Origin of the sequence: Amycolatopsis sp. NPDC049252 (genome assembly GCF_043197175.1) — a bacterium.
GTDB lineage: Bacteria > Actinomycetota > Actinomycetes > Mycobacteriales > Pseudonocardiaceae > Amycolatopsis.
In genome coordinates this window covers 1-3,158 of the sequence record NZ_JBICSQ010000133.1, presented here as the reverse complement: position 1 = coordinate 3,158, position 3,158 = coordinate 1, and the positions used below count along the sequence as shown (strand labels likewise).

The 3,158-nt window shown below is 73.2% G+C and carries 2 protein-coding genes; both read right to left on the bottom strand.

All coding sequences use genetic code 11. The annotated features are described in order from the left end of the window. Positions 1-1,025: S8 family serine peptidase (locus tag ACGFMK_RS46830; protein WP_392777846.1), on the bottom strand; the 1,025-nt coding region annotated here is incomplete at its 3' end. Between the two features lie 14 nt (positions 1,026-1,039). Then, on the bottom strand, positions 1,040-3,158 hold a 2,119-nt coding region (locus ACGFMK_RS46825; protein ID WP_392777843.1), incomplete at its 5' end, for a hypothetical protein.

Here is a 3,158-nt window from a genome sequence, read left to right as displayed (position 1 = left end):
ACGTCGGTGAACTGCGCCGCCCGCGCGTAGAGATCAGCCGGCTGCGCGACCCCCGCGCGGCCGGACCGGCCGTACAGCCCGGCGACGAACGGCGCCGACGCGCTGGTGCCGTTCACGGGGAGCCAGCCGCCCGCGTCCGTGTTGTAGATCGCCAGGTTGTCGGCGACCGCCGAGACGTCCGCGACCGTCCGCTTGCCGCAGTGGGTGTCCTTCTGCCACTGAGGTTTCGCGATGTAGGCCGAGCAGCCGCTGCCGCCGTAGGCCCACGCCTGCTCCGCCCAGCCACGCGCGGAGTCCGGGTCCTTCGCCAGCGACGTCCCGCCGACCGCGACGGTTGTGGCCAGCACCGCGGGGTAGCTCGCCGACGTGAACCCGGAGTCGCCCGAGGAGGCCACCACCGTCACGCCCGGGTGCCGGTAGTGGCTCGCGAACGCCAGCTGCGCGCCGCCCTCCCGGGAGCCGTAGCTGTTCGACACCACCTTCGCGCCCAGCCGGACGGCGGTGTCCTCGGTCTCCGCGAGGTCGGCGAACCCGGGCGTGTTGCCCTCCACGACGACGATCCGGCACGACGGGCACGCCGCGGACACCATGGAGACGTCCAAAGTGGACTCGATGGCCCAGCCGAAGTCGGCTTCCGGCAACGGTGTCGCGGCGCCCTGCTGGTTCACCTTCCGGAAGCAGCCGTTCGCCGTCGTGCACGGCGGCAGGCCGTACTGCGCCCGGTAGGTGGCGAGGTCGGCCTCCAGGTTCGGCGCGTCGTAGGCGATCGAGATGCCGACGACGGTGCCGGGCCCGGCTCCGTCGGGCAGCCGGTAGGCCGAGGCCAGGTCGTCGGCACCCCAGCCGGCCGGGCCGTCGGCGAGGGCGCGCGTGGCTCCCGGCGTGAACGTGGTGAGGCAGCGCAGCACGCCCGGCCCCGTGTCGGGACAGGCCGCGCGCGGCGTGGGTGCGGCGGACGCGGCCGGCGCCGGCGCGATCGCCGCCGCGCACACGGCGATCAGCACACCGAGTTTTCGGATGTACACAGTGGACACTCCCCTCAGGACGCGTAGACGTGGTAGGCGGCGGTGATCGTCTCCGTGATGGTCGCCCCGGCGGCGTCGGACGCGGTGACCCGCAGCGAGACGTCCGTGCCACGGAAGGTGTCCGTGGTCGCGGCGAAGTCCGCGTGGTAGACGCCGTTGCCGCGGGCGGTGACGGCCGCGTCGTGCCAGGTGGTGCCGTCGGCCGAGTACTGCACGGTCGCCCCCGTGATCGCACTCGCGGCGCTCTGCTGCAGGTGCCCGACACCGAGGTCGAGACCCTGCGGCCCGGACGCGGTGGAGCCGTCCGGCCGGAGCCCGCCGACGGCGTACCCCAGCGTCAGCAACGGCTCGACCGCGCAGGACCGGTCCGGCCCGTCCGCCCCGCGTGCGCAGTACAGCGCCTGCGGGAGGGTGACGCCGTCGACGTGCTGCGAGTGCCACGTCCACTCGGTGCGGGTGGCCGTGCTCTGGTGGTACATCGGGCCGGTGCGGCCGGCGTCGAGCTTCAGCCCCAGCGTGGACGGCCCGGCACCCACCTGCTGTTCCAGGTTGAGCGCGAAGCCGCCGACGGGATCGCCCTCGGCGACGGTCGTGCCGTCCTGGGTCAGCGTGTAGTGCCCGGTGATCGTGTCGCGGGACTCGCCGTAGAAGCCGAACCCGGTGTGGCCGGGTTCGTTGTCGCTGAACGGCGTGATCGAGAACCGCAGCAGGTCACCGGCGCGGGTCGCGGCCGGCTGGGTGTAGACGGTGGCCTTGTCGAGCGGCTCCAGGGCGACGGCGCCGGCCGGGTGCAGCGGGAAGCGGTTCCAGCCCTCGGTGACGGTGGTACCGCCCTGGTAGCCGTGGAACGCCTCGTACTGGCCGCCCGCCCAGCCGGGGAACGGCCCGGACAGGACGTACTTCGAAACCCCGCCGAACCAGACGAGGTCCGGCGCGGCCGAGACGTACTCGGTCTGCCGCCGCGGCAGGTCGATCGGGTGCGACGGCCGCCCGCTGGTGTCCTCGAAGGCGAACATGCCGCTGCGCTGCCGCAGGCCGGCCGAGGCGTACTCGCTGTAGTAGGTGGCGTCGACCGCGGCGACGTCCTTCGCCGTGATCACGTACCGCTGCTGCGGGATCGTGCCCACGCTCGCCTTCTGCAGCACGTATTCGTACGGCGTGCCGGGTCCGGGCGGGGACACGAGCCTGCTGTACGGGTAGGTCTGCAGCGCGCCGGTGGTGACGGGTTTGGCCGTCGGCGAAACGGAAATCGGCACCCCCGGCCCGGCGTCGAAGTCGACCAGCAGGGCCGGACCGGTCTTCGCGGCCCGGCGGAACAGGAACCCGGTGTCGTCGAGCAGCGCGGGCCGCGGCGTCACCCAGGTCAGCTTGCTGGTGGCACGCTTCGCGTCGACGCGGACGGTGGTGTCGGCCTTCACCGCGAACTCGGGCTGCGCGCTGAAGCGCAGTTCGGTCGGGTTGCCGTCGGCGTCGGCGGTCCAGAAGACGCCGAGCGCGCTGTAGTTCCCGTCGGGCGCGCTGAACTTCGCCGTTCCCCCGGTGAAGTAGTTGTAGTTCTCTCCTCCGTCGAGGACGTTGCCGTCGTCGGTGTTGTAGAGGAACGCGATCCCGGTGTCCGCCGGTTTCCCGCCGATGTCGGTGGCGTCGACCGACACCGTGCGCATCACCGATCGCGGCTGCGCTTGCGTCTTCTTCGCTCCGGCGAGGGCGTAGCTCGCCCCGCCGGCGAAGAGCCCTTGCCCGCCGAAGTGGCCGCGGGCGTTGTCCTCCTTGAACTGTTTCGTCAGCGCCGCGCCGAAATCGGGCTTCGGGGTGTCGACCTGACCGCCGGCCAGCAGCGCCTTGACGTCGAACAGGCTCAGGTCGAGCCCGCGCCCAAGGTAGGGCAGGGCGGTGCCGGGGACCTCGTAGTCGCGGCCGCCGAGGCGCAGGTGGACGAGCGCCCGCGCCATGCCCTTGGCCGCGGCCGGCAGGACTTCGAAGGTGTCACGGCCGTCCGGAGCGGTCCGGACGGTGACGCGGTCACCGGTGATGAGTGTGGCGGTGGGCGCCCGGGGGGTCCGCGCCGCGCCGGCCCCCCCGGGCGGGGGCCGCCCCCGCCCGGCCCCCCGAACCGGCCGCACGACCCCCCGC